General features: G+C 65.2%; 14 protein-coding genes and 1 pseudogene. 6 read left to right on the forward strand and 9 right to left on the reverse strand.

The genetic code is table 11. From position 1 onward, the window contains the following. Position 1: 1 nt before the first annotated feature. Positions 2-631, forward strand: a complete 630-nt coding sequence (yidC, locus tag G4G28_RS20170; RefSeq protein WP_182989653.1) for a membrane protein insertase YidC — start codon at positions 2-4, stop codon at positions 629-631. 41 nt (positions 632-672) lie between these two features. Then, a complete protein-coding gene (locus G4G28_RS20175; RefSeq protein ID WP_182989654.1) occupies positions 673-1,014 on the forward strand; it encodes a hypothetical protein in 342 nt (113 codons plus the stop codon). Positions 1,015-1,026: 12 nt separating this feature from the next. On the opposite strand, the pseudogene G4G28_RS20180 reads toward G4G28_RS20175, so the two are convergent. The 7 genes and pseudogenes from G4G28_RS20180 to G4G28_RS20210 all read right to left on the reverse strand — a co-directional run bounded on the left by G4G28_RS20180 (position 1,027) and on the right by G4G28_RS20210 (position 10,493). Further along, a pseudogene (locus G4G28_RS20180) lies at positions 1,027-2,884 on the reverse strand (glucokinase). A gap of 81 nt (positions 2,885-2,965) precedes the next feature. Continuing rightward, positions 2,966-3,451 carry a hypothetical protein gene (locus G4G28_RS20185; RefSeq protein WP_182989656.1) on the reverse strand — a complete coding sequence of 162 codons (486 nt, stop codon included), beginning with the start codon at positions 3,449-3,451 and terminating at the stop codon, positions 2,966-2,968. Between the two features lie 53 nt (positions 3,452-3,504). After that, positions 3,505-4,356 (reverse strand): hypothetical protein, encoded by an 852-nt coding sequence (locus tag G4G28_RS20190; protein WP_182989657.1) that lies wholly within the window; start codon positions 4,354-4,356, stop codon positions 3,505-3,507. Positions 4,357-4,444: 88 nt separating this feature from the next. After that, positions 4,445-5,464 (reverse strand): alpha/beta fold hydrolase, encoded by a 1,020-nt coding sequence (locus G4G28_RS20195; protein WP_182989658.1) that lies wholly within the window; start codon positions 5,462-5,464, stop codon positions 4,445-4,447. A 281-nt stretch (positions 5,465-5,745) separates the two neighbouring features. Then, on the reverse strand, positions 5,746-7,410 hold the full coding sequence (locus G4G28_RS20200; RefSeq protein ID WP_182989659.1) for an alpha-amylase family glycosyl hydrolase: 1,665 nt from the start codon (positions 7,408-7,410) through the stop codon (positions 5,746-5,748). Positions 7,411-7,433: 23 nt separating this feature from the next. Further along, positions 7,434-9,077, reverse strand: a complete 1,644-nt coding sequence (locus G4G28_RS20205) for an alpha-D-glucose phosphate-specific phosphoglucomutase (RefSeq protein WP_182989660.1) — start codon at positions 9,075-9,077, stop codon at positions 7,434-7,436. 93 nt (positions 9,078-9,170) lie between these two features. Beyond that, a complete protein-coding gene (locus tag G4G28_RS20210; RefSeq protein ID WP_182989661.1) occupies positions 9,171-10,493 on the reverse strand; it encodes an MFS transporter in 1,323 nt (440 codons plus the stop codon). Between the two features lie 272 nt (positions 10,494-10,765). Between G4G28_RS20210 and G4G28_RS20215 the strand changes: the two genes are divergently transcribed. Both G4G28_RS20215 and G4G28_RS20220 read left to right on the forward strand, forming a co-directional pair. Continuing rightward, positions 10,766-12,049 carry an MFS transporter gene (locus G4G28_RS20215; protein WP_182989662.1) on the forward strand — a complete coding sequence of 428 codons (1,284 nt, stop codon included), beginning with the start codon at positions 10,766-10,768 and terminating at the stop codon, positions 12,047-12,049. Positions 12,050-12,077: 28 nt separating this feature from the next. Further along, positions 12,078-12,941, forward strand: a complete 864-nt coding sequence (locus G4G28_RS20220; protein ID WP_229425218.1) for an alpha/beta hydrolase — start codon at positions 12,078-12,080, stop codon at positions 12,939-12,941. A gap of 236 nt (positions 12,942-13,177) precedes the next feature. Here the strand turns inward: G4G28_RS20220 and G4G28_RS20225 are convergent, their stop codons facing one another. Further along, positions 13,178-15,037, reverse strand: a complete 1,860-nt coding sequence (locus G4G28_RS20225) for a DEAD/DEAH box helicase (protein WP_182989664.1) — start codon at positions 15,035-15,037, stop codon at positions 13,178-13,180. Between the two features lie 156 nt (positions 15,038-15,193). After that, the gene (locus G4G28_RS20230) at positions 15,194-17,863 is read right to left on the reverse strand and encodes a TonB-dependent receptor (RefSeq protein ID WP_182989665.1); all 2,670 of its coding nucleotides are present in this window, start codon (positions 17,861-17,863) and stop codon (positions 15,194-15,196) included. Positions 17,864-18,426: 563 nt separating this feature from the next. Here G4G28_RS20230 and G4G28_RS20235 point away from each other — a divergent pair. Both G4G28_RS20235 and G4G28_RS20240 read left to right on the forward strand, forming a co-directional pair. Next, positions 18,427-20,277, forward strand: coding sequence for a glycoside hydrolase family 13 protein (locus tag G4G28_RS20235; protein WP_182989666.1), 1,851 nt, complete (start codon positions 18,427-18,429; stop codon positions 20,275-20,277). After that, positions 20,277-22,607: an amylo-alpha-1,6-glucosidase gene (locus G4G28_RS20240; protein ID WP_183107757.1), complete on the forward strand. Its 2,331-nt coding sequence runs from the start codon at positions 20,277-20,279 to the stop codon at positions 22,605-22,607. The genes G4G28_RS20235 and G4G28_RS20240 overlap by 1 nt, the downstream gene beginning before the upstream one ends. Positions 22,608-22,657 lie beyond the last annotated feature (50 nt).

Raw genomic sequence — 22,657 nt, forward strand, 5'->3', positions numbered from 1 at the left:
AATGAACGAAACCCTGGCGGCAATCATGGCCCACCTGGCCCAGCTCTTCGACGGCAACATGGGCTGGGCGATCCTGGCGCTGGCGCTGGCCGTGCGCCTGGCCCTGCTCCCGCTGACCCTGCACCTGTCGCGCAAGATGCTGGCCAACCGCCAGAAGATGAAAGCCCTGCAGCCGCAGGTCGACGCGATCAAACAGCGCCTGGCTGGCGATCCAAAGGCGATGTTCGTGGCGATATCCACACTCTACGAGGCAAACGGCGCGAAGATGGTGGACGGTTCCAGCATCCTCGGCGGGCTGGTCCAGCTGCCGGTGTTCGGCCTGCTCTACAAGGCGATCGGCCAGGCCAGTGCCGGTTCCTTCCTGTGGATCAGGAGCCTGGCCTCGCCCGACGTGGCGCTCACCGCGGTCGTGCTCGTGCTGACCGCAGTGTCTGCCTGCTTGTTCCCCTCCGAGACGGCGGGCGCGGCCACCTTCATGATCGTCGTCCAGGTAGTCATCACCGCCTTCATCCTGTGGAAGCTGTCGGCCGGTTTGGGGCTGTACTGGGTGGCCTCGGCCGCGGTGAACGCGGTGCAGGCCTTCGTGCTGCGATTCGATGCGCGCCGCCTGGCCGCCGCCACGGTTCGCTGAACACGGACCGTCGGCGCAGATCGATCGGGTATAGTCGGGCCATGCCCGACAAGGAAAAATATCCCGGCACGCCGGACGGCCGTTACTTCGTGGTCAGGGGCCGTCTCTGGCGCAGCAGCAATCCGCACCTGGACCCGGAAGAGCGGCAGGCCTGGGTCAAGCGGCTGATGGATGCGCGCCGCCAGGTTGGCGCCGCACTCAAATCTGGCGATACCGCAGCCGAAAGCCACGCGCGGGCGCAGGTCGACGAAGCCAAGCACGCGCTGGGCGAACGGGGCCCGGTGTGGTGGACCGACGGCGCGCCCGACTACAACCGGCGCATGGCGGCCAATACGCCTTATGCCGATTGGTACGCGGCGCTGGCGCCGCCTGACGAGAAGTAGCCGCCGCGCCGTTCAGACGTCCAGGTGCGAAATGAGCAGCTTCCTCGCCTCGATGTCGCCGTCCTGCCCGGCACCGAGCGAAATCCCGACCGCCATGATGTCGATCAGCAGCAGCTGCAGGATGCGCGAGATCATCGACAGGAAGGTCGTGCTGTCCTCGGTGTGGTCCACCGCCAGGCACACGTGCGCCTTCTTCGCCAGCGCCGACTTGCTGCTGGTGATGGCAATCACGCTGGCGCCGGCGGCGCGCGCGGCGTCCACCGCCGACAGCAGTTCCGGCGCCTGCCCTGCCGTCGAAATGGCGATCACGACGTCGTTCGGCTGCAGCAGTTCGGCCGCGAGCTGGAACAGGTGGGCGTCGCCGTGGGCCGTGGTCGGAATCCGAAAACGGAAGAACTTGTGCTGGCCGTCGAGCGCCACCACGCGCGCATTCCCCATCGCATAGAACTCGACCTTGTTGGCACCCCGCAGCAGCGCGATTGCCCGGTCGATCGCATGCACATCGAGCCCGTCGCGGAATTTCAGGATCGCCGACACGGTGTTGTCGATCACCTTCGCCGACAGGTCGTGGGTGCTGTCGCTCATGCGCACCTGGCTGTGGCGCACGGGGATCGAGCCGGTCAGGCTGCCGGCGAATTTCAGCTTGAATTCGGCCAGGCCCTGGAAGCCGAGCGAGCGGCAGAAGCGGATGACGGTCGGCTGGCTGACGTCGGCCAGGCGCGCGATCTCGGCGATCGGCTCGGACAGCACCTTGCGCGGATGCTCCAGCACGAGTGCGGCCACGCGCTGCTCGGCCGGCGACAATTCGTGCTGCAGGTGCTGCACGCGCTCCATCAAGGTATTGGCGCCGCTGCGTCCGCGCAGGTGTTCGGACAAAATCGTCGACACGCCGCGCAGGGCGGGGTTCGGCGTCATGATGACGTAGGTTGGAATTTGCGCCAGGTAGTCGGTGAAACGTCCCTTGGCCTCGAAGCGCGCGCGGAAGGGCGAGGTAGCGAACCATTGCGCAATGCGCGGCACGATGCCGCCGCCAATGAAGATGCCGCCAAAGGCGCCCAGCGTCACGGCCAGGTTGGCCGCGGCGCCGCCGAGCATGCCGGCGAAGCACTCGAGCACTTCCGGGCACAGGGGATCCTGCTGTTCGAGCGCGCAGCTGACGATCTCGGCGGCGCTGCGCGCGGGGGCCGAATTTGCCACATTCGCGCCATTTCTTTCGGCCAGCGCGCGGTACACCAGCTCCATGCCGGGGCCGGAGAGGATGCGCTCGTTCGACACGTGCGGCCACTCGCGCCAGGCGTACTGCAGGATGGCGAATTCGCGTTCGTCGGCGGGGGCGAAGTTGACGTGGCCGCCCTCGCTGCCGAGGGTGATGAAACCGTCGGCGGTCGGGATCACGCCCGAGACGCCCAGGCCGGTACCGGCGCCGAGCACGCCCGCCACCGCATGCGGGGCCGGCTTGCCGCCGCCGATCTGCAGCACGTCGTTTGCGCCCAGGCCGGCAGCGCCATCGCCAATGCCGTGAAGTCGTTGACGATCAGGAGCGTCGACCAGCCCATCGCACGGCGCACTTCGTCGGTCGAGAACTGCCAGTCGCGGTTGGTCATGCGTACCAGGTCGCCGCTGATCGGGTTGGCCATCGCAAAGGCCGCGTGCGAGATGCGCTCGTTGCCGTGCTGCGCCAGGTAAGTGTTCAGCAGCGGGACGATGCCGCTGTAGTCTTCGCAGCGCAGCACCGCGGTCTGGCGCAGCACGCCGGGCGCCGTCTCGAGCGCGAGGCGGGCGTGGTGGCGCCGATGTCGGCCAGCAGGCGCGGGCCGTCGGCGTAGGAGGCACGGCTGGGTTTCTGTTCGATTTCTGGTTCGGTGATCATCGCGATGCTCGACGGCTGGGATACCTGGGACGCGCGTAGCATAGCATTGTTTGATTGCTACGAAGGGGGCTGGGCTGCTTTTCAGGCGCCTGCGCCGTGCACGCCGGCCTTCTGCCTGCGCCGTTGCCGCAGGCGCTGCGCAAGCGTCACGCAGTTCGACAGGAGAAGAACCGCCCAGCACAGCACCGCGAGGATGCCTCCGAAGAGCGGACGGCTGGCAAACACGAATACCCATCCGAACAGGACATAGCCGGTAAACGGCGACGCGGCCACATGCACCAGCGCCCGCCCCGATTGCCGGAGCTTCCAGGATGCCAGGGGCAGGAAGAACACCGATGCGACAATGGCGATGCCTTGCAGGCCCTTGGCGAGCTCGCCCTTCCCGACATCCTGCACGTACGCCTGCACGAGTTCATAGGCACGCAGCTCGGTATGCCGCGTGACCTCCACAGGTTTGCCTCCCTCATCGAATTTCGTATCGCACTGGGAAAGCGGCAGCACGAAGCACACCGCCAGCAGGATGGAAGCAAGGCGCCGCAGGAAGGTCATTCGCTGCGCGAGCTGCATGGAAGCTCCGTATGGTTGTCCGAAGTGTTGCCCGTCCCGGCAGGACAGCCGCCTTACTGCTTTGCCTCGCAGGAGTGGGTGGACTCGCGTTCGTTCAGGCCCATCACGCCGGTGAGCTTGCCGGCGCCGTCGAACGACAGGCTGATATTGTGCTTGTCCGGCAGGCCCACGCCCAGCGACACCGAGCGGCCGGCATCGTCGAAGCCGTAGGTCTCGAAGAGGGCATCCTTGACGGCATACGAGGCGTCGCCGATCCTGAGCACGCCGTCGCTGAATTCGACCTCGGTATCGCGCCGTACCAGCAGGTTTTTGGTATCGACGCAGCTGACGGTCTGCTTCTTGCCGAGCGCCAGGGCGGCAAGCACCTGGTACAGGGGCTGGGCACTGAGCTTGTCGGTGCCGGCGACTTCGCTGCACATGATCCCGAGGTCGTCGCGCTCGAGGTTGACCGCACCCTTGCCGCCATCGCGGCTGGACAGCACTGTGAGCATGCCGCCCTTTTGTTCGTCCACCGAGAACAGCGCCATGGCGGTGTACTGGCCTTTGGCATCGCGCTGGCGCGACAGCATCGTCTTCTTCGACTCGCGGAAGTCCACTTCCAGGCCATTCGACGAGGCCTTGCCGTCGGCGCCCACTTTCACGCTGGCCTCCATCTTGCGCGCATCGGGCTTGCGCATGCAGGCGCCGCTGTAGTCGCCGGCAACCAGCGGGCCGACCACCTTCCAGTAATCCATCACGGGTGGCGGTGGCGGCGGCGCTTCTTCAGACTGGGCGCCGGCGTCGTCCTGGGCAACGGCCTCGGCCTGGGTGTGCGTGTCGTCGGCAGCGTCGTCCTTGTTCCTGCTGCAGGCGGAGAGGAGCAGGCATAAGCTCAGGACGGACAGCAGGGCGATGCGAGGTTTCATGGGGCCTCCAGATGATGGGCCCCGTACGCTAGCACGAAACTTATGTTTTTTTCAACTGCCAGTTGAAAACCCAAGGTGACCGGGTTTCCTATTTTTGCGCGGCCAGCCCTTTCAGCAGCGCCACATGGAAGGCCTTCGGGTCCTGCATCTGCGGCGCATGGCCCATGTCCGGGAAGGTCACCAGGGTCGAGCGCGGGATCGCTTTCGCGGTCTTCTTCGCCAGCTCCGCATAGTTACCCAGCTTGCGGCGCAGGCTTTCCGGCGCCGCGTCCTTGCCGATCGCAGTGGTGTCCTTCAGGCCGATCAGCAGCAGCGTCGGCATGGACAACAGCGGGAACTCGTACACCACCGGCTGGGTATAGATCATGTCGTAGATGAGCGCCGAATTCCAGGCAACGAGCTCCTTGCGCGGCCCGCGATACATCCCGGCCAGCATCTGCACCCAGGGCTCGTATTCCGGCTTCCACTGATTGACGTAATAGGTCGCCTTCTCGTAGTTGCGGATCTTCTCGGCCGTGGTCTGCAGCTCGCGCGCATACCACTTGTCGACACCGAGCGACGGCACGCCCAGCGCCTTCCAGTCTTCCAGCCCGATCGGATTGACCAGCACCAGGGCCTCGGTCTCGCGCGGGAACAGCAGGCCATAACGTACCGCGAGCATGCCGCCGGTCGAGTGGCCCATGACGGTGGCGTTCGTCACGCCGATCGACGCGAGCAGGGCGTGCGTGTTGTCGGCCAGCTGCTGGAAGCTGTACTGGTAATGCTGCGGTTTGCTCGATTTACAAAAGCCGATCTGGTCCGGCACCACCACGCGGTAGCCTGCGCCGCTGAGTGCCTTCATGCTCGTCTCCCAGGTTGCGCCGCAAAAGTTCTTGCCATGCAGGAGGACGACGGTGCGGCCGTTGGCCTTGCCCTGCGGCGCGATATCCATGTAGGCCATGTGCAGCTTCACGCCCTGCGACGTGAAGTTGAACTGCCTCACCGGTGCGGGGTAGGCGAAACCCTCGAGCTCGGAGCCGTAGAAAGGTTCGTCGGCGGCGTGGGCGCTGAGGAAAGCCAGCGACAGGGCGAGGCTGGCGGCGATGCGAGGCAGGCGATGGGAAGTCATGGCGGTTCGGGTCGGGTTGGCGGACAGATCGAGTCTAGCCCAGAACCCGATGCGGCGATGCCCGTAGGGTGTGCGGCTCCACCCGGCCTTGTGACTATCGGCGGCCTGAACGCCGCCCACGCGTTCAACCAGCGTAAGAAACCTCGCGTCGTTCGATGGCGCGTCAATGCATACGTGATTTGAACGCGTGGGGTGAGGCGGGCTAAATGCCCGCGTTACGCGCAGCAGGCGCTCAAGCCGCGTGTGTTCACATCGTCGGGTGGAGCCGCACACCCTACGCCCTATTCCTGCCCGATCAGCACCACCTTGTTGCGCGACTCGAACTGCACCTTGCCGCCCTTGACGATGGCGCGCGTGCCCGAATACCAGTCGCGCACGGTCTGGCCGTCCATGAAGACGCCCGTCACCGGCACCGCGACCGGTTTATCAAGCGGCAGGTCCAGCGCGACGACCACGCGGTCGACCACGCCATTCTTTTCATAGGTGCGCTTGAAGGTGTAGGGATAGTGCTGGAGCATGCGGTGCACGCCGGCGCCCACGGCCGGATGCGCCTGGCGGAAGCGCGCCAGCCTGGCCCAGTGTTCGCGCACGTCGCGCACGCGGTTCAGTCCGCGCTGGGCGTTCGATGCCAGTTCGTCCCAGTTCATGAACGAGCGCAGCGTGGCGTCGCCCTCGGCGCCCTCCACTTTCAACAGGCGCGCGGTCTCGTCGCCGTAGTAGACCTGGGCGGCGCCCGGCGCCAGCAGCAGCTTGTTGGCCGTCTCGTAGGGGCGCTCGCGCATGGCGTCATAGGGCTTGTCGTCGTCGTGCGAACTGACGTAGTTCAGCACCGAATAACCCTTCATCGGTCCTTGCAGGGCCTGGGAATAATCGCTGAACAGCTTTTCGTAGGGCTCGGCGGCGTCGGTCTTCATGCCGAAGTTGATCATGCTGTCGAAGCCCTGGGCCGGGTAGTCCACCTTTGTTCCGCCCAGGTCGAACGCGCGGCCGTGCTTGATGCTGTAGTTGTAGACCTCGGAGGTCATGTAGAAGGGCGTGTCGCCCAGCTTCTTGTCCGGGTTTGCCCGCTTCCAGTCCTCGAAGGCGGCGCTCGCGACCTTCTTCAGGTCTTTCCACACGCCCGGTTCGGTATGCTTGACGGTGTCGGCGCGGAAGCCGTCGAAGCCGTATTTGCGTACCCAGTCGGCATGCCACTTCATCAGGTAGTAGCGCGGCGCGCGCGGGTAGCCGGTGCGCTTGAAGAAGGCGTCGAGCTCTTTCACCTCGCGCTCGTAGCGCCCTTCCCGCTTCCATTTCTCCGTCAGGTGCGGCGGCAGCGCCACGGGGTCGTTGCGGTCGGTGCGGATGTCGGGCAGGTTCTTCACCAGTGTGCATTCGATGGTCGTGCGCGCGTCCTTGTAGGTGCAGGCCGGGCTCGTACGTACCCATTCCGCCGGCCACACCGGATCGAGATCGGTCACCGGTCCCGTGTGGTTCATCACCACGTCGAGCAGCACGCGAATGCCGTGCGCATGCGCGGTGTCGACCAGGGTTTTCAGCTCGTCCTCGGTGCCGAGATTGGCATCGACCGCCGTGAAGTCGCGCGCCCAGTAGCCATGGAAGCCATAGCTTTTACCGGTGCCTTCGTCGGTGCCGGCATGGATCTGCTCGACGGGCGGCGTGATCCAGATGGCGGTCACGCCCAGCTCGTCGAAATACCCTTCCTTGATTTTCGCCGTGATGCCGGCGAAATCGCCTCCCATGAAACCACGCAGTTTTGCCGCATCGTTCTTGCGTCCATAGGCCAGGTCGTTGGCCGGGTTGCCGTTGTTGAAGCGGTCCGTCAGGAGGAAGTAGACGGTCGCGTTCTCCCATGTGAAGGGTTTGCTCGGCGCCGACCACGGTGCGGCGGCGTGGGCCGAGCCAAGGCCCAGCAGCAGGGAGACGGCAAGTGCGGGTAGTTTCATGCAGGGTTCCTGTAGGTTGAAAATCAGGTGATCACGCTCGGCAGCGCGCGGCCGGTGCGCTGGCGCAGTTCGGAGACGCCGTCGGCAATCGCGATCAGGCTTGACAAGGCTTGCTGGGTGTCGAGGTCGTGGCGGCCCGGATCGGCCTCGTAGCGCTCGAGGTAGACACGAATGGTGGCGCCTTCCGTGCCCGTGCCGGACAGGCGGAACACGATGCGCGAACCATCCGTCATGACGATGCGCACACCCTGGCGCGAAGCGATCGACTTGTCGACCGGGTCGGTGTAGACGAAATCGTCGGCCAGTGCCACGCGGTACGCATCTGCCCCCTCTCCAAGGGTCTGGCCGGCCAGCTTCGGCAGCTTCTCGCGCAGCGCCGTCATCATGGCGTCGGCGGCCATGGCGTCGACCGCCTCGTAGTCATGGCGCGAATAATAATTGCGACCGAAGCGCGCCCAGTGCTCGCTGACGAGCTGGCCGACCGACTTGCCGCTGGCGGCGATGATGTTCAGCCAGAACAGCACGGCCCACAGGCCGTCCTTTTCGCGCACGTGGTCGGACCCTGTGCCATAACTCTCTTCACCGCACAGGGTGACCATGCCGGCGTCCATCAGGTTGCCGAAGTACTTCCAGCCGGTCGGGGTCTCGAAGCAGGAAATGCCGAGCGCCTCCGCCACGCGGTCGGCGGCGGTCGATGTCGGCATCGAACGGGCGATGCCCTTGATGCCGCCGGCATAGCCCGGCGCCAGCGTCGCGTTGGCAGCGATGATGGCCAGGCTGTCCGAAGGCGTCACGGCCAGGTTGCGGCCCACGATCATGTTGCGGTCGCCGTCGCCGTCCGACGCGGCGCCGAAGTCGGGCGCATCCGGGCCGTTCATCAGGGCGATCAGTTCGGCGGCGTTGACGGGGTTCGGGTCCGGATGGTGTCCGCCGAAGTCTTCGAGCGGTTCGGCATTGATGACGGTGCCAGCGGGGGCACCGAGCATGCCTTCGATAATGGCCTTCGCATACGGGCCGGAGACGGCGCTCATGCCGTCGAAGCGCATCGTGAAACCGCGCTGGAACAGTGCCCGGATGGCGTCGAAGTCGAACAGGCGCCCCATCAGTTCCGCGTAGTCGGCCACCGGATCGATGACCTCGACCGCCATGCCTTCCAGCTGGGTGCTGCCGATGTCGTCGAGGTTGACGGGCGGCGCGTCGCTGATGCGGCAGGAGGTCAAGCCCTGGGTCTGGGCGAAGATCGCTTCGGTGATTTTCTCCGGCGCCGGGCCGCCGTTGCCGATGTTGTACTTGATGCCGAAGTCGCCGTCCGGGCCGCCGGGGTTATGGCTGGCCGAGAGCACGATGCCGCCAAAGGCCTTGTGCTTGCGGATCACGCAGCTGACCGCGGGCGTCGACAGGATGCCGCCGCGCCCGACCAGCACGCGCGCCACGCCATGGGCGGCGGCCATGTGCAGGATGGTCTGGATGGCATTGCGGTTGAAGTAGCGGCCGTCGCCGCCGACGACCAGGGTCTGGCCGGACAAGTCGCCCAGGGTCAGGAAAATCGCTTCGACAAAATTCTCGAGGTAGCCCGGTTGCTGGAATTCGGTCACCTTCTTGCGCAGGCCCGAGGTGCCCGGGCGTTGTCCCGTGAATGGCGTGGTCGCCACGGTCTGGATGGTCATGCTCCGCTCCTGTTTGTGTATTCGTCGTTGATGCGTTTATTAACAAAACGTTACGATACGACAGGAGCGGAAATGGTGGCGCGCAGGCGCGGTTTAATTGCGTGCCTTGTCCGTCACGGCCAGCGTCAGTACGGCGGCAACGAGCATGCAGCCGCCACCGAGCGCCAGCGTCAGCACCGTGTGGCCGTCGAAGAAGGCGCGCGTGACGAAACCGAGCAGCAGGCCGCTGACGATCTGCGGGATCACCACGAAGAAGTTGAACAGGCCCATGAAGTAACCCATGCGCTTGGCCGGCAGCGAGCCCGCCAGGATCGCGTACGGCATGGTGAGGATGCTCGCCCAGGCGATGCCGACGCCGATCATCGGCAGCATCAGCATGTCGCGCTCGTGGATCAGGGCGATGCTCGCCAGGCTGATGCCGCCGATGGCGAGGCAGGTGAAGTGCACCGTCTTGCGGCTGGTCGCACGGGCAAAGACCGGCAGGATGAAGGCGGCCAGCGCGGAGACGCCGCTGTACACCGCGAACATGATGCCGACGTGGTTGCCGGCCGCCTGGTAGGCCGCCGACTGGGCGTCGCGCGTGCCCCAGACGGTATCGGCAATCGCGCTGCCGGTATAGATCCACATGGCGAAGAGCGCGATCCAGGTGAAGAACTGGACAAAGGCCAGCTGCACCATCGTTTTCGGCATCCTGGCAAAACCGCCGACGATTTCGGCCAGCGCCACGCCGACATTGCGTGCCTGCTGGCGCTCGTGCTGAAAGCTGTCCAGGTCGGGCGGCGGCAGTTCGTCGGCGGTGAACACGGTCCAGCTGACGGCCGTCATGAACACCACGGCACCGGCGTAGAAGGAGTAGCGCACGGTGTCGGGAATCATGCCGTCCACCGGCACGTTCGAGACACCGAGCTCGGTGAAGATCGTCGGCAGCAGCGAGGCGATCACCGCGCCACAGCCGATGAAGAAGGTCTGCATCGCGTAGCCGGCCGTCTGCTGCGAGGCGTCGAGCTTGTCGCCGACGAAGGCGCGGAAGGGCTCCATCGAGACGTTGATCGCCGCGTCCATCATCCACAGTACGGCCACGGCCATCCACAGCGCCGAGGAATTCGGCATCAGGAACAGGGCGATGGCGGCCAGCAGCGCGCCGATGAAGAAGAAGGGACGGCGCCGGCCCCACTTCGGGTGCCAGGTGTTGTCGCTCATGTAGCCGATCACCGGCTGCACCAGCAGGCCCGTGACCGGCGCGGCCAGCCAGAACAGGGCCAGGTCGTCGGGATTGGCGCCCAGGGTCGAAAAGATGCGGCTGGTATTGGCGTTCTGCAGGGCGAAGCCGAACTGGATGCCGAAGAAGCCGAAGCTCATGTTCCACAGCTGCCAGAACGACAGGCGTGGCTTGAGCGCGTTGGTATGCATGTCCATCTGTGTCCCCAAGCGGCCCGGCGCAGGTAGCCGGGCTCTCTGTATATGGCGAACGCTCCATTGATTGTCCTGCCGGCGCGGATGCCGTGCGGGAAGTGTCTGGGAGCGTCCCCGTCCGGTAGGCCAGGAGGACGGGCTAATGCAGGTCTATTTGTAGCAAAATAACATGGCATTTTCCGAGTGTCAATCGCGCGACATGGTAGTAAAATCGCCATGTCTATAAGGTGGCACGTCCATTTTGTAGTCAAATAACACAACAACACGGAGACACCATGCTCGACTTCCAGCGCCGGCTGAGCCCTTCCTTCTACGCCCTGGCCAGCCTGCCCGCCACCGCCATGGGCTTTGCCCTGTGCATCCAGATTTCGGCGCTGAGCTGGTTACTGAGCACCAGGTACCACCTCGACATCCACGAGATCGGCATCGTCTGGGCCGCCGGCCCGCTGGCGGGCATCCTCGGCCAGGTCATTATCGGCTTCATCAGCGACAAGACCTGGTTCTGGGGCGGGCGGCGCCGGCCCTTCATCCTGGTCGGCGGCACGCTGGCGGCGCTGTCGGTCTTCCTGCTGCCGCGCATCGAGGTCGTGGCAAGCCTGCTCGGCACGGCCAACCTGCTGGTGGTGGCGGTGATCATCGCGCTGACGCTGGACCTGTCGATCAACATCAGCTTCAACCCCACCCGCTCGCTGATCGCCGACGTCACGCCCGAAGGCGAGGCGCGCACGCGCGGCTACACCTGGATGCAGACGATCTCCGGCTTCTGGGGCGTGATGGCTTACCTGATCGGCGCCTACATCGACAACTATGCGCTCATCTCGGTGGGCGTGTTCATCGTGCTGGCCTTTTCGGTGCTGCCGGTCTTCCTGATCGAGGAGCCGCGTGAACTGGCGCCAGCGCAGCAGGCTAGCGCCGAGGAGGCGACCAGCACCGACTGGGGCCAGCTGTGGCGCCTCTGGACCGCGCACGCCTTCAGCTGGTTCGGCGTGCAGGCCATGTTCGTCTACATCATTGCCTTCATCCAGCAGCACGTGGTGGCAAGCGGGGCCACGCCCTCTGAAGCGGCGGCGCAGTCGGGCCACGTGATCGCCATTTCCTTCGCCGTGATGAACGTGGTCGGCTTCCTGCTGCCGGCCCTGGTGCTGGCGCCCCTGGTCACGCGCTTTGGCAGGGTGCGCACCCAGGCGGGCTGCGTCGGCATCATGGCCCTGGCCTACTTTGCCATCGCCCTGTTCGCCCGCACTCCCGGCGCGCTCTACGCGCTGATGGCGGTGGTGGGCATCGGCTGGGCGGCCGTGGTCAGCCTGCCGTTCGCGATCATGAGCGAGAAGGTGGACAAGCGCCGCATGGGCTTTTTCATGGGCCTCTTCAACCTGTCGGTGGTGCTGCCGCAGCTGGCCACGACGAGCGTCGGCTATCTATTGAAATCGGCGGCCGACAAGAACGTGCTGTTCCTGATCTGCGGCGGCTGCCTCGCCGTCTCCAGCGTGCTCTGGCTGCTCGTACGCGAGAATAAAGCCGCGCCCGTCGCGGCGCCTGCGCTTGCGAGCGCTCACTAAGCTCATGAAAGCCCGTCACTCCATGACATTGACCCGCTCCCTCCTCGCGCTTGCCCTGGCCGCCACGCTCTGCGGTTTTGCTTCGGCGGCCGACAACATCGCGCCGCCACCAAAGGCATCCACCGCCCTGCCTGGTGTGAGCCTGCTGCCGGAACTTCCCGAGATGCCGGCCCTGAACCGCAAGCGGCAGGTGCGCCTCTACCTGCCGCCGGGCTATGCGACCTCGAACAAGCGCTACCCGGTTCTCTACATGCACGATGGCCAGAACCTGTTCGACGATGCCACCGCCTATGCCGGCGAGTGGAAAGTCGACGAAACGCTCGATGCGCTGGCCAAGGAAGGCAAGCTGGAACTGATCGTGGTCGGCGTCGACAACGGCGGCGACAAGCGCATGACGGAACTGAACGCCTGGGACAACACGCGCTTCGGCGCCGCCGAGGGCAGGCAGTACATGGACTTCATCGTCAAGACGCTGAAACCCCTGATCGACGCCCGTTACCGCACCCTGCCCGACCGCGCGCATACCGCCATCATGGGCAGCTCGATGGGCGGGCTGGCCTCGCACTACGCGATCGCGCAGTATCCGGATGTCTTCAGCAAGGCGGGCGTGTTCTCGCCGGCCTACTGGACCGCCGAGCCCTCGTACGGCTTCATGGCGCAACATCCGCTGCCGAAGGACGCGCGGGTTTACCTGTTGATGGGCGAAAAGGAAGGCGAGTCGATGGTGCCGGATGTGGAACGCATGGCGCAGGTGGTGCGGACGAGCGGGCATCCGGCGGCGAATACGGTCTTGCGCATCGTGCCGGAACAGCGCCATAACGAGGGATTCTGGAGCGGGGAATTGCGGGCGGCGCTGCTGTGGATGTTTGCGGACCAGAAGGCGGCGCGCTAGCGTCAACGTAGGGCGGGGTGAATGTGGCCGGGGGCCTCATTCACGAGCCCACGCGGATTCAGGCAACAGCGTATCGAAACGCTGAAGGAAACGCGAACGCCAACACTCAAATACCAGCGCTACTCAGCAGCCGGTGAGACCGCGTGGGCTCAAGAGCCCACCCTACGTGCCTGCGGCGACGAAGGTATGCGGATCTATATTGAACGCGTGGACGGCCAGCCGTCCACGCGACGCCCTCACTCCGGCTTCGGTCCCTTGCGGTGCGGCTTCTTCGCGCCATCCTTCTCGGCGAAGCGGCGGTCACCGGCCTTCTTGAAGAAGGCCTTTTTCGGCGGCGGTGCTTCCTCGCCATCGCGCGTGATGTTGAGCTGCTGGCCCGCGACCCACACGCCCTTCAGGTGGCCGAGCAGGTCGTTGGGCAGGTCGGCCGGCAGGTCCAGGGTGCTGAAGTCGTCGTAGATTTCGATGCGGCCGATCAGCTTGGAGTCGATGTTCGCTTCGTTGGCGATCGCGCCGACGATGTTGCCCGGCTTGACGCCATTCACATGGCCGACTTCGATGCGGTAAGTCGCCATGCCCGCTTCCGGCGTGCGCATCACGCGCTCCTTCTTGAAGCCGGTGCTGGCGCCGCTGTTGGCCCCGAACTCGCGCTGCGGACGGGCCGGACGGTCTTCCCAGTTGGGTGCCGCATCGCGCGGCGCACGCGGCAGGCGCTCGACGAAGTCGGTGCGCGATGGGCGCTCTTCCCAGCTCGACGGCTTGGCTTCGCGGTCCGGCTTTTCCAGCAGCAGCGGAACGTCGCCACGGCCGAGCTTTGCCAGCGCGGCGGCGATGTCCACCGCCGGCACGTTGTTCTCGCGCTCGTAGTCCTCGATCAGCGAGCGGAACTGCTCCAGGCCGCCCGCTTCCAGGGTTTCCGTGATCTGGTCCTTGAATTTCGCGATGCGCACATCGTTCACCGCCTTGATCGTCGGCAGCGTCAGCGCCGCCACCGGCTGGCGCGTGGCGCGTTCGATGGCTTTGAGCAGCCCGCGCTCGCGCGGCGTGATGAACAGGATGGCGTCGCCGCTGCGGCCGGCGCGGCCGGTACGGCCGATGCGGTGGGTATAGCTTTCCGGATCCGACGGCACGTCGTAGTTGATGACATGGCTGATGCGTTCGACGTCGAGGCCGCGCGCGGCGACGTCGGTGGCGACCAGGATGTCGATCTTGCCGTTCTTGAGCTGCTCGATGGTGCGCTCGCGCTGCACCTGGGCCATGTCGCCGTTGATGGCAGTGGCCGCGAAGCCGCGTGCCTGCAGCTTCGTTGCCAGTTCCTCGGTACCGAGCTTGGTGCGCGCAAAAATGATCATGCCGTCGAAAGGCTCGGCTTCCAGGATGCGCGTCAGCGCTTCCAGCTTCTGCATGCCCGACACCAGCCAGTAGCGCTGGGTGATGTTGTCGGCGGTGCCGGTTTTTGCCGCCACCGTGACTTCAGCCGGGTTGCGCAGGTAGGTCTTGGCAATGCGCGCGATCGCCGACGGCATGGTGGCCGAGAACAGCGCGATCTGGCGCTCTTCGGGAATGCGCTTGAGGATGGCTTCGACGTCGTCGATGAAGCCCATGCGCAGCATTTCGTCGGCTTCGTCGAGCACCAGGGTTTTCAGCTGCGACAGGTCGAGCGAACCCTTCTCCATGTGATCGATCACGCGGCCCGGGGTGCCGACGATGATCTGCACGCCACGGCGCAAGGCCTGCAGCTGCGGACCGTAGCTCTGGCCGCCGTAGATCGGCAGCACGGCGAAATTCTTCATGTGCGCGGCGTAGCTCTGGAAGGCTTCCGCCACCTGGATCGCCAGCTCGCGCGTCGGCGCCAGCACCAGGGCCTGCGGCGCGTGCTGCTTGGTGTCGATGCGGGCCAGCACCGGCAGCGCGAAGGCCGCGGTCTTGCCGGTACCGGTCTGCGCCTGCCCCAGCACGTCGCGCCCTTCCAGCAGCAAAGGAATGGTGGCTGCCTGGATTGGCGACGGCGTCTCGTAGCCAACGTCCTTCAGGGCCTTGAGGAGGGGCGCCGGCAGGTTAAGGTCGGAAAACGATGGGATGGGGGTGTCAGACATGGATGAGTTGCTCTTAAATTGAAACGGAAGCGACAGTTTACACCGTCGTCCGCGGAGGCGTGGCTAAATTGCCACCAGTCCTCATTTTTGCGGTGAGGAAAAGAAAAAAGCCCTTGCAGGCATGGCCTGCAAGGGCTTGCTGTGATGCGGATGAAATTACAGTTTGTAATTCAGACCCAACAGCATTTGACGGCCATATTTCACATAGCCGCGTGGACGGTCCGGCGAACCCGCATAGGTCTGGAAGTCGGTGTCGGTCAGGTTATTCACCTGGAACAGCACCGACAGGCCCTTCACTTGCGGGATGTCGTAACCGAGCTGCATGTCGACCACGGTGTCGCCCTTGACGAAGGTCAGCTCGCTGGCGCCGCCGATGCCGCCGATCTCGCCAACGAAGTCGCTGCGGCGACGGCCGCTGACGCGGGCCGAGAAGCCGTTCGCCTCGTAGTAGCCGGTCACGTTGAACACGCGCTTGGACAGGCCTGGCAGCGGGATATCCATGCTGCCGAAACGCTGGTCCTTGATCGCGATCTGGCTGCTGGTGAACGAGGCGTTGGCGGTGACGCCGAAGCCGGCCAGCATCGGGTGCAGCACTTCCAGCGGGGTCGACACGGCGAACTCGAGGCCGGCGATGCGGCCGCCGTCGCCGTTCTTCGGCTGGTTCATGGTGCCGATGTTGCTGGTGGCGCCTTCCAGGCGGTACTCCGAGAAGTCACGCGGCACGGTGATGTTGTAGATGTACGACTTCAGGTCCTTGTAGAAACCGGCAGCCGACACATAGCCCTTCTTGGCGAAGTACTTTTCGTAGGACAGGTCGATCTGGTTGGCGCGCCATGGATCCAGCTGGGCGTTGCCGCCGTTGCCGTACGGCGTACCGGTGCTCTGCTGGGTCAGGCCGACTTCCAGCGCGGCGTTCAACTGGTCGAGACGGGCGCGTGCCAGCGTGCGGCCGACGCCGAAGCGCAGGACCTGGTCTTCCGGCAGGGTCCAGGCCAGGTTCAGGCTAGGCAGGTAGTCGGTGTACTTCTTGCCGTCGGTGAGCGGCACCAGGTCGGCGAACGGCCAGGCGCGCAGCGTGTTCGCGGTCGAGCTCTGGTCGGTCTTGACGACCTGCACGCCGACGTTACCGCGCAGCGGCATGGCCATCAGTTCGGTGTCGATGTTGAGCTTGACGTAGCCGGTCTTGACCTTCTCGTCGATCGACCAGTTCTTGGTCGCGCCCCAAGGCACCAGGATGGCCGGGGTGTACGGGCCGAAGTTCTGGGCCAGCACGCCGTTGATGTCCCAGCTCAGGGTGTTCGGCAGCGCGTACAGGTCTTGCGAGCCGTTGACCACGTTGGCTGCGAAGCTGCCGTCGCCCAGCTTCGAGAAGCCGGTTTCCAGGTGCTGCTTTTCCTTCTCGCGCTTCGAGACGTTGAAGCCGACTTCGACGCTGCTGAACGGGCCGTTGCCGAACTTGTATTCGACGCTGGCACGGGCCGAGTTCAGCCTGTCGGTCATGTGCGGGGCGTTGACATAGCCTTCGCCGAACTGGCCGCCGATGCGGATGTCGGCCGGGTTGTCGTAGCTGCCCGACAGGTTCAGGTTCGGGATGGCGCCGTTGCCGTAGTCGAAGCCGAGGGTCTGGCGGGTGGCGCGGCCGGCGTTGATCTCGACCAGCTCTTCCTTGTGATCGGCCTTCGAGTGGGAGAGGTCGATGATGCCGACCCAGTCGCCCGAGGTGAAGCGGTTGTTCCAGCCGAACGCGGTCAGCTTGTCGTCGCGCGACATGCGGTTGTTGCGCACGACCGGATTGACGTCGGTGGCGGTGCCGCTGACCATCACGCCGTTGACGATCTTCCCGTTGGTGAAGCCGACGGTGCCGTCGTCCTTCAGCGGGATTTCCATGCCGCGGCGGACTTCGTCCTGGTCGAAGCGCGAGTGGTACACGTCCAGGGTCGAGCTGAAGTTGCGGTTCGGGCGGTACTCAAGAACGCCCATCAGGCCGTCACGGACCTGGTTGCCGGTGGTGGCGAGGGCCTTCATGCCTTTCGGGACCTTGGCGGCCTGGCCATCCACGGTGCCGTCGACCCAATCCCAGGTCTCGAACTGTTCCGAGACGTTCGGCTTGTCCTGGCGCGCGTAGCCGATGGCCACGCCGATGGTGCGGTTGGCGAACTGGTCGACGTAGGAAGCGCTGACGCGGTTGCCGGTGTCCGGCGAACCGGCGCTGACTTCGCCCTTCGAATTGCGCTCGCCGCGCACGTTCAGGCTGATCGAGCGCTCGCGCAGCGACAGCGGCTTGATGGTCTGCAGGTCGACGGTGCCCGACAGGCCCTGGCCGACGAGGCCGGCGTCGCTGGTTTTGTAGACGGTGACGCCGTTGATCAGTTCGGACGGGTACTGGTCGTATTCGACGGTACGGTTCGAGCTGGTGCTGACCTGTTCGCGGCCGTTGAGCAAGGCGGTCGACAGGTCGCCCGAGGTGCCGCGGATGCTGATCTGCTGCGCCTGGCCATTGACGCGCTGGGCCGACAGGCCCGGCAGGCGTGCCAGCGATTCGGCGATCGAGATGTCCGGCAGCTTGCCGATGTCTTCGGCGGAAATGGCTTCGACGACGCCGGTGGCGTCGCGCTTGACGGCGATTGCGTTTTCGATCGCGCGGCGGATGCCGGTGACCTGGACGGTCTGGATCGGCGCCTCGGCCGCTGGCTCGGTGACCGCGGTTTGTGCGGTGGCGTTACCGGCCATGACCGATACGAAAATGGCGCAGCCGACCGCGACCGGGCTCAGCTGGAATGCAAGGCCTGCCGTGTTTGCAGTGCGCTTGTGTGCGGAATGTTTCATTTGTCCCCTCAGATCAATACGACGTAATTTCCCGAAGACAGCTGCAGAGCCACGGCACGGGAGCGAGTTCAACGTTCTTTTGGACGTTCTGGCAAGAATTCTGTACTAAAACTAGATGCACTGTCAACGAGAGTTCATTTCCACTACGCTATTCGCGAAGCCATAGCCCCGTTATATAGAATGAAACAGCAATTCGTTGTATGCCAGCTACATAAACATCCCTACAGCGTTGTAGTCGGACTACAAGTTGCTTGCTTTTCACCATCTGGGGGCGAAAATGCACCAACAGGGTGCGCGCTCAACCAGGCCCGTACAAACAGACAGTTCACCTGGCCAGTTTCCGGAAGACGAATTGCAATGCAGAAATTTTTGAGCGATGTCGCGTCAGAGCCCTGTATGTACCTAAACTAGATCACCCTTGGCGTTGCCCAGTCCATGCGCGTGGTGTATTCTCAGCCCATTGGCAGAGCCACAAGCCTGTACTTTGCCATGCTTGCCCTGGATTGTTCTGTAGCCAAACTACGATCTATTGGCCAGCTCGACTACTTTTACCGCGAGTGTCCATGAAGCGATCCTTGGCAGCCCTCCTCCTGACCACCCTTTCACTGGCTGCAAGCGCCGATTCCCCACCCGCCATCGAGCACGTCGAACCGCCCTTCTGGTGGACCGGCATGGCGCACAAGGGGGTGCAGCTGATGGTCCACGGCGCCGGCATCGGCCTGTTGCAGCCGACAATCGACCACCCGGGTGTGCGCCTTGTATCGAGCACGCGCGTGGCCAATCCGAATTACCTGTTCATCGACCTCGAAGTCGGGCTTGATGCACAGCCGGGCAGTTTCGATATCGTCCTGACTGGCCAGGGGCGCAGCGAACGCCACCCTTACCTGCTGCGCGCACGCGAGACGGGATCGAAGCAGCGCCAGGGCTTCGGCAACGGCGACGCCATCTACCAGATCATGCCGGACCGCTTCGCCAACGGCGATCCAGGCAACGACAATGTCCCCGGCCTGCTCGAACGTGCCGACCGCAGGGCCGGCGGCGGGCGCCACGGCGGCGACATCCAGGGCGCGATCGACCGCCTCGACTACATCGCCGGCCTCGGTTTCACCCAGCTCTGGCCCACGCCCCTGGTCGAAAACGACATGCCCGCCTATTCGTATCACGGCTACGCCGCCACGAATCACTACCGCATCGATCCGCGCTACGGCAGCAACGAGGACTTCGTGCGCCTGTCGCGCGAAGCGAAAAAGCGCGGCATCGGCCTGATCCAGGACGTGGTGCTGTCGCACATCGGCAAGGGACACTGGTGGATGAAAGACCTGCCCACGCCGGACTGGGTCAACTTCGGCGGCCGCTTCGTGCCCACGGCGCACCACCGCGTCGCCGTGCAGGACAAGTATGCCGCCCAGGCCGACAGCCGCAACTTCACGGCCGGCTGGTTCGCACCAGGCATGCCCGACCTGAACCAGACCAACCCGCTGGTGGCCACTTACCTCATCCAGAACAACATCTGGTGGATCGAATACGCGGGCCTCTCCGGCCTGCGCATCGACACCTACAGTTATTCGGACGGCGCCTTCCTGACGGAATATACAAAGCGCCTGATGCGCGAATACCCCGAGCTGAACCTGGTTGGCGAGGAATGGAGCACGCGCGTACCGGTGGTCGCACGCTGGCAGCGGGGCAAGGCCAACTTCGACGGCTATACCTCCTCCCTGGCCAGCCTGATGGACTTCCCGTTGGTCGATGCGATGCGCTCGGCCCTCGCCAAGCCAGGCGAGAACGGCCTGAACGAGGTCTACGAAACGCTCTCGCTCGACTACCTGTACCCGGAGCCCGACAAGCTGGTCCTCTTCGGCGGCAACCACGACATGGCGCGCATGGTCAGCGCCGTCGGCGGCGACTTCGCGCGCTGGCGCATGAACCTGGTCTTCCTGATGACGATGCCGCGCATCCCGCAGTTCTATAGCGGCGACGAGATCCTGATGACCAGCACGACCGAAGGCCGCGACGACGCCAGCTACCGGCTCGACTTCCCCGGCGGCTGGCGCGGCGACAAGGTCGATGCCTTCACCGGCACAGGCCTGGACGCGCAGCAGCGCGCGGCCCAGGACCTGGTGCGCAAGCTGGCCAACTGGCGCAAGAGCGAGCCCGTCATCCACAGCGGGCGCCTGATGCAGTTCGGGCCCGAGCACAATACCTGGGTCTACTTCCGCTATAACAAGGACAAGCGCATCATGGTCGCGATGAACAACAACGACAAGGAAATGCGTCTGCCGGCGGCGCGCTTCCAGGAGATGCTGAAAGGGACCGCTTCCGGTGTCGATGTCCTGACCGGGAAGACGGTCAGCCTGGCGGACGAATTGCGTCTTGCACCGAAGTCCGTGCTGCTGGTCGAACTGCCGGGGGCGTGATGAAGACGATCCACGGCATCGCCCTTGCCATCGCTCTCGCCGCCGCCTTCAACCTGGCCCATGCGGTGAACAAGCCGGGCGTCGACGCGTTTTTCGATGCCATGACCATCGAGGCCGCCCCCGGCCAGCAGGCGCGCTTTGTCGCCGGCGACAACCTGGCCGGCTACTTCGAGGGATTCACGCACAGCGTCGACGCCGGAGCCGGCTATGTCTTCAAGAGCGGCACGGTCTTCCACAACTACCTGAGTCTCGTCGACGGTGCCCGCAACGAGCGTGCCAGCGGCCGCGAACGGGTACTGCCCTACGGCCACCGGGTCGACTACGCCAACGGCAGCAGCGAGGAACTGGCGCTGCTCTCGAAACAGCGGGCGCTGGCGCTGCGGGTAAGCGCCGCCCAGCCAGCACGGCTGGCATTGCGTGCGCTGCTGAAGACGCAAGGCGCCGTCATGCAATCCGACGGTGTCGTGATCGTCGCGCCAGGCAAGGATGCGCGCCTGTACATGGCGCTGGCGACCGACCGCCCGTTCACGCTGGAAGAAGGCCTGACCCTGCGCGCCACGGCGCCAGGCACATCGCTGCTGGTCGTGGCCGCCTTTGCCGACAGCGCCCACGAGGCGGCAGCGCGTGCGCGCGCGCTCGCCGCGGGCGACCCGATCGGCGACGAACGCCGCGCGACCTACGCCGCCCCCACGCGCAGCTACCTGGCGACGAACGACACGGAATACGACAAGGCGCTGAACTGGGCCAAGGCGTCGTCGCGCCTGTTCGTGGTCGACGAATACGGCGCCGGCATCTGGGCCGGCCTGCCCGGGTTCCGCGAGAACTGGGGCCGCGACACCTTCATCGCCCTGCCCGGTACCCTGCTGGTCTCGGGCGAATTCGACAGTGCCCGCGCCGTGCTGGCGAACTTTGCGCGCTACCAGAACCTGCGCACGCCGCGCGACGCCGACTACGGCCGCATCCCGAACCGCGTGTCGCCCGACGAGATCATCTACAACACGGTCGACGGCACGCCCTGGATGCTGCGCGAAGCCTTCGAATACATCCGCTACACGGGCGACCGTGCTTTCGCCGCCGACATGTACAAACTTGCCGTGCCCTACTTCGAGGGAGCGATCGCCAACCACGTCGACAGCGATGGCCTCTTGCGCCACGCAGCCTCGGACACCTGGATGGATGCGCGGGTCGAGAACCCGACCCACCAGCCCTGGTCGGACCGCGGCCCGCGCGCAGTCGAGATCCAGGCGCTCTGGTACACGGCGCTGCAGACCGGCGCCTGGTTTGCCGAACAAGCGGGCGACACCGGTCGCGCGCAGCAGTGGCGTGCCCTCGCTTCCAAAGCCCAGGCCAGCTTCCTGCGCCTGTTCTGGGATGGCGAGGTCATGGCCGATCGCCTGCGCCAGGACGGCAGCCGCGATGTGAAAGTGCGCCCGAACCAGCTGATGCTGGCGTCGATTCCTTTCGACGACTTCGTGCCGCCGGCCGTGCAGGCGCGCGTCACGCGCAACGCCGTCTCGCAGCTGCTCTACCCCTATGGCATCGCTTCGCTCAGCCAGGACGACCCGACCTTCCATCCGCGCCACGAGAATCCCGCCTTCCACCACAAGGACGCGGCCTACCACAACGGCACCATCTGGGGCTGGAACGCGGGCTTCACCGTCACGGCCCTGAACCGCTTCGGCTACCAGGACATGGGCTGGGCGCTGACGCAGAACCTGGGCCGGCAGATCCTCGGGCTCGGCACGCTCGGCACGCTCGGCAGCATGAGCGAGAACCTGGACGCGCTGCCCCACGAAGGCGGGCGCCTGCAGCCGACCGGCACCTTCGCCCAGTCCTGGAGCGTGGCCGAATATGCGCGCAACGCCTACCAGGATTACGTCGGCTTCCGCCCCGACCTGGCGGAAAATACCCTGGCCTTCGAGCCGGCGATCCCCGCCGCCTGGAAGCGCTTCGAGGCGATCCTGCCCTTCGGCCAGGGCGAGTCGCTCGACGTCGATTTTCGCCGCGTGCATGGCGGCCAGCGCTGGGCCCCTGCGCCTGCGCGGCAAGGAGGCGCGTACGCTGCGCATGGCCTGGCTGGACGCCGACAAAAGTCGCGCGCAGACCACGTTCAGGCTGGTGCCGGGCAAGACGGTGACCCTGGCCCTGCATGGCAAGCGCGCGACCCTCGACGGCCGCGCTCTCGCAAGCCGGCCAGTGCGCGCTTCGTATGCCGCCACGATCGGCACGCTGCGCTTCGTCGATCCAAAACCCTACCGCAGCGAGGACTTCCCGATGCTGCGCAGCAGGACGCGCTGCGTGGCATCATCGAACGACACGAGTACCGCTGACAGGAGCACGCATGAACCGATCGCACCCGCTGCTGGCCATCCTGGCCGGC

The organism is Massilia sp. Dwa41.01b (assembly GCF_014171775.1).
Classification (GTDB): domain Bacteria; phylum Pseudomonadota; class Gammaproteobacteria; order Burkholderiales; family Burkholderiaceae_D; genus Telluria.

Coding starts and splice junctions, on each gene's coding strand:
- yidC (WP_182989653.1), top strand. CDS start 2: ATGAACGAAACCCTGGCGGCAATCATGGCCCACCTGGCCCAGCTCTTC.
- G4G28_RS20175 (WP_182989654.1), top strand. CDS start 673: ATGCCCGACAAGGAAAAATATCCCGGCACGCCGGACGGCCGTTACTTC.
- G4G28_RS20185 (WP_182989656.1), bottom strand. CDS start 3,451: ATGCAGCTCGCGCAGCGAATGACCTTCCTGCGGCGCCTTGCTTCCATC.
- G4G28_RS20190 (WP_182989657.1), bottom strand. CDS start 4,356: ATGAAACCTCGCATCGCCCTGCTGTCCGTCCTGAGCTTATGCCTGCTC.
- G4G28_RS20195 (WP_182989658.1), bottom strand. CDS start 5,464: ATGACTTCCCATCGCCTGCCTCGCATCGCCGCCAGCCTCGCCCTGTCG.
- G4G28_RS20200 (WP_182989659.1), bottom strand. CDS start 7,410: ATGAAACTACCCGCACTTGCCGTCTCCCTGCTGCTGGGCCTTGGCTCG.
- G4G28_RS20205 (WP_182989660.1), bottom strand. CDS start 9,077: ATGACCATCCAGACCGTGGCGACCACGCCATTCACGGGACAACGCCCG.
- G4G28_RS20210 (WP_182989661.1), bottom strand. CDS start 10,493: ATGGACATGCATACCAACGCGCTCAAGCCACGCCTGTCGTTCTGGCAG.
- G4G28_RS20215 (WP_182989662.1), top strand. CDS start 10,766: ATGCTCGACTTCCAGCGCCGGCTGAGCCCTTCCTTCTACGCCCTGGCC.
- G4G28_RS20225 (WP_182989664.1), bottom strand. CDS start 15,037: ATGTCTGACACCCCCATCCCATCGTTTTCCGACCTTAACCTGCCGGCG.
- G4G28_RS20230 (WP_182989665.1), bottom strand. CDS start 17,863: ATGAAACATTCCGCACACAAGCGCACTGCAAACACGGCAGGCCTTGCA.
- G4G28_RS20235 (WP_182989666.1), top strand. CDS start 18,427: ATGAAGCGATCCTTGGCAGCCCTCCTCCTGACCACCCTTTCACTGGCT.
- G4G28_RS20240 (WP_183107757.1), top strand. CDS start 20,277: ATGAAGACGATCCACGGCATCGCCCTTGCCATCGCTCTCGCCGCCGCC.